The organism is Sporichthya brevicatena (assembly GCF_039525035.1).
Lineage (GTDB): Bacteria > Actinomycetota > Actinomycetes > Sporichthyales > Sporichthyaceae > Sporichthya > Sporichthya brevicatena.
In genome coordinates this window covers 1-3,848 of sequence record NZ_BAAAHE010000011.1, presented here as the reverse complement: position 1 = coordinate 3,848, position 3,848 = coordinate 1, and the positions used below count along the sequence as shown (strand labels likewise).

Genomic DNA, 3,848 nt, shown 5'->3' with positions numbered 1-3,848 from the left:
GTATCAGCCGAGCTCGGCGAGCCGCGGAATGACGTCCTTGCCGAGCTTGTCCGCGAGTCGTGCGGGGTTGTCGCCGCGGGGGACGACGAAGATGACATCGACGCCGACGGCGTGGAGCGCCTCGGCCTCCCGGAGGAACGCGTCGGTGTCGGTCTCCGGGTCGACGCGCGCGAGCGTCGTGGTGGTGATCGACGAGAAGTCCCGGCCCTCGTTCTCGCAGTGCTGCTTGAGCACCTCGAGCTTCGCCTTCACCTCGTCGGGCCCGCCGAAGAGGTTGTTGGCGTCGGCGTACTTCGCGACGAGCCGGAGCGTCTTCTTCTCACCGCTGCCGGCGACCATGATCTCCGGCCGCGGCGAGGAGACCGGCGGCGGCGAGTTGAGCGTCTCCGCCAGGTGGTAGTGCTTGCCCTCGTACGGGCCGTTGTTGTCGCTCCACATCTGCAGGCAGATCTGCAGCGTCTCCTCCAGGCGTTCGAAACGCTCGGCGACCGGCGGGAACGGGACGCCGAGGCCCTCGTGCTCGCGGTCGAACCAGGCGGCCCCGATGCCGAGCACCGCCCGGCCGCCGGAGAGGACGTCGAGCGTCGTGACCGTCTTGGCCAGCAGGCCGGGGTGACGGTACGTCACACCGGTACAGAGGAGCTGGAGCTTCACGGTCGAGGTGTGCGCGGCGAGGAAGCCCAGCGCCGTGTAGCCCTCCAGCATGGGCTCCTCGGCGGGGCCGACCGGCGGGATCTGGAAGAAGTGGTCCATGAACGAGACGTAGGCGACCCCGGCGGCCTCGGCCGCCGAACCCAGGTCGGCGATGGTCGGCGCGATCGCCGCCGGACCGCCCGGCCAGGAGAAGCTCGCGTTGTGGATGCCTAGCTGCACATTTGCTCCTTGATCGCTGAGTGCTTTCCCGGCCAAACCTCCGGTGTGGAGTGTCACATTCCCGCTCAGCGGGGTTATCTCCCCTCCGGCCAGAAATAACTACAGGCATGACAGCGACGAAGAACCGGACGACGATCCAGGTCCGCACGCTGACAGCCGATGCCACCGACGCCGAGCTCTTCCGCGCTCTCGCCGTCGCGACTGTTGAGGACAACGCGCAGGAGAAGGAGCGGATCCAGGAGATCCTGGTCCGCCGTTACGACGGGCTGGTCCGCTGGCTCGCGAGCCGCTACGCCGGCCGCGCCGTGGAGACCGCCGAGTTGTGCCAGGTGGGGTACGTGGGGCTGGTGCTTGCGATCCAGCGCTTCGACCCCGAGCGCGGGACGGACTTCGCGAGCTTCGCCAAGCCCACCGTGCAGGGCGAGATTCGCCGGTACTTCCGGGACAAGCGGCGGTGGATCCGTCTGCCCCGTCGGCTCCAGGAGACCAAGGCCGTCCTGCGGGACGCGACCGAGTCGCTCACGCACGAGCTCGGTCGGGCCCCGACGGTCGACGAGCTCGCCGAGCGGCTCGCCGTCAGTCCGGACCTGGTGCTGGAGGCCCTGACCGCCGACGACGCCTTCGCGCCCACCTCGCTCGATGCGGCCGTGGGTTCGGACGGCGACGACACCTTCACGATCGCCGACACGCTCGGTGCGGAGGACAACTCGATCGACGTGATGGTCGACTGCGAGACCGTCCGTCCGCTGATCGCGGCGCTCCCGCCGCGGGAGCAGCGGATCCTGCACCTGCGCTTCTTCGCCGACAAGACCCAGGCGGAGATCGGCCAGGAGCTCGGCATCTCGCAGATGCACGTCTCCCGCCTGCTCAGCCGGACGCTCGCCACCCTCCGCCACCAGATGCAGGCGGACTGACGGGGCGTAAGCAGCTCTTCCGGGCCGGTCGCGCAGAGGCGTGGCCGGCCCGTTTTGCGTTCGTCACATCAGTCAACCGTTCTCTTGAACGACAGAATATCTGTCGTTACGGTGACAGGTATCAGGGGACCGGCTCCCCTGCAGCGCATCGCCTGGACGAGAGAGAAAGGAAGCACGAGCGATGCTGATGCGTACCGACCCCTTCCGCGAACTCGACCGGATCACGACGGCGCTGGCCGCCCCGGGCACGTGGAGCCGGCCGGCCGCGATGCCGATGGACGCCTACCGCGAGGGCGACGAGTTCGTCGCCTGCTTCGACCTTCCGGGTGTCCCGGCCGACGGGATCGAGATCAACGTCGAGCGCAACGTCCTGACCGTGAAGGCCGAGCGACGGCCGATCAGCGCCAACGCCGAGATGCAGGTGTCCGAACGGCCCCTCGGCGTCTTCTCGCGTCAGCTCTTCCTCGGCGACGCTCTCGACCTCGACCGCATCACCGCGCACTACGACGCCGGTGTGCTCACGCTGCGCATCCCGATCGCAGAGAAGGCGAAGCCGCGCCGGATCGCCGTCACCGCCGGCGAATCCGCCGACAACGCAACCAAGCAGCTGCAGGCCTGACCGCAGCGCGTCGCGGGGCCCCGGCCGACACCGGCCGGGGCCCCGACGTGTGTCCGGTCAGCGGCGTGGCTTGCCCTTGGGGCGGGAGTCGAGCTCGTCCTCGAGCTCGGAGATCCGGGCCTGGGCAGCGCCGAGATCGTCCTGCAGGCCGACGATCCGGGCGGCGGCGTCGAGGGAGAGGCCTTCGTCGACGAGTGCGCGCATGCGCGTTGCGATCTCGAGCTGGCGCCGGGAGTAGAGGCGGTGGTTGCCGTCGGTGCGGCTGGGGGAGAGGATCCCCGCCGCGTCGAGGCGGCGCAGGAACGCGGGCTGGACGCCGAGCAGTTCGGCCGCTCGGCCCATCGTGACCGAGGGGTAGTCCTCGTTGTCGAGGCGGTCGAGGCCGCTCATGTCGCCTCCTCTCCCGGCGTCGTCAGCAGGGCGTCGGCCTGTCGTTGGCCTGTCGTTGGCCTGTCGTCAGAGCACCAGAGTATCTGCCATGACCACGACAGATCGTCTCCGTCGCCGGGTCGTTGTGCACCCGGGAGATCCGACCTGGGAAGCTGCGGGTCATGGCCGACTACCAGCGTCTCTCCTACACCGTCGCCGACGCGGTCGCGACGATCCGTCTGACGCGGGCCGAGGCCCGCAACTCCCTCGACATGACCGCCAAGCGCGAGCTCGCCGAGGTGATCGAGCGCTCCGCGACCGACCCGGAGGTCCGGGCCGTCGTCCTCACCGGCAGCGGCGGCGCCTTCTCCGCCGGCGGTGACGTCAAGGAGATGGACCTCAACTCCGACCCGGTCACCAGCCGCTCGCGCCTGCGCACCCTGCTGACGACGGTGTTCCTCCCGCTCGCGGAGATCGAGAAGCCGACGATCGCCGCCGTGAACGGGCACTGCCACGGGTCCGGGCTGGCGCTGATGATGGCGTGCGACCTCGCGGTCGTCGCCGACGACGCCACGTTCTCGTGCGCGTTCACCAAGATCGGTCTCGTCCCGGACTGCGGGACGCTCTACTTCCTCCCACGCCGGGTGCCGCTGAACATGGCGAAGGAGCTGATCTTCACCGGCCGTCGCTTCGGCGCGGCCGAGGCCAAGGAGCTCGGCCTGGTGAACCGGATCGTCCCGGCCGCCGAGCTGGACTCCGCCGCCGGCGCCCTGGCCGCCGAGCTCGCCGCGGGCCCCACCGTCGCCCTCGGCCTGGCGAAGACCCTCCTGGACCGCTCGATGCGCCTGTCCTCCCGCGACATGGCCGAGCTCGAGGCCTTCGCCATCGGCACCGCGTTCACCACCGAGGACCACCTCGCCGCCCGCGCCGCCTTCGGCACCAAGACCGCCCCGACGTTCCACGGCCGCTGACCGGCGTCGTCAAAAAAGGGTGACACCCCTTACTGCGCAGTAAGGGGTGACGCTCCTATGTCCCGTCAAGCCGGGTTGGGGCCTGCTTCGAGGAGTCGGTAG

General features: G+C 69.7%; 5 protein-coding genes. 3 read left to right on the top strand and 2 right to left on the bottom strand.

Annotated features, from left to right (window positions below; genetic code table 11):
* Positions 1 to 3: 3 nt before the first annotated feature.
* The gene (locus ABD401_RS07535) at positions 4 to 873 is read right to left on the bottom strand and encodes an LLM class F420-dependent oxidoreductase (protein WP_344603216.1); all 870 of its coding nucleotides are present in this window, start codon (positions 871 to 873) and stop codon (positions 4 to 6) included.
* A gap of 107 nt (positions 874 to 980) precedes the next feature.
* Here ABD401_RS07535 and ABD401_RS07530 point away from each other — a divergent pair, with 107 nt between their 5' ends.
* Positions 981 to 1,787 (top strand): SigB/SigF/SigG family RNA polymerase sigma factor, encoded by an 807-nt coding sequence (locus ABD401_RS07530; RefSeq protein ID WP_344603214.1) that lies wholly within the window; start codon positions 981 to 983, stop codon positions 1,785 to 1,787.
* Between the two features lie 181 nt (positions 1,788 to 1,968).
* Positions 1,969 to 2,406, top strand: coding sequence for an Hsp20/alpha crystallin family protein (locus tag ABD401_RS07525; protein ID WP_344603212.1), 438 nt, complete (start codon positions 1,969 to 1,971; stop codon positions 2,404 to 2,406).
* A gap of 57 nt (positions 2,407 to 2,463) precedes the next feature.
* Here the strand turns inward: ABD401_RS07525 and ABD401_RS07520 are convergent, their stop codons facing one another.
* A complete protein-coding gene (locus ABD401_RS07520) occupies positions 2,464 to 2,796 on the bottom strand; it encodes a MerR family transcriptional regulator (protein WP_344603210.1) in 333 nt (110 codons plus the stop codon).
* A 161-nt stretch (positions 2,797 to 2,957) separates the two neighbouring features.
* On the opposite strand from ABD401_RS07520, the gene ABD401_RS07515 reads away from it, so the two are divergent.
* A complete protein-coding gene (locus ABD401_RS07515) occupies positions 2,958 to 3,746 on the top strand; it encodes an enoyl-CoA hydratase/isomerase family protein (protein WP_344603208.1) in 789 nt (262 codons plus the stop codon).
* Positions 3,747 to 3,848 lie beyond the last annotated feature (102 nt).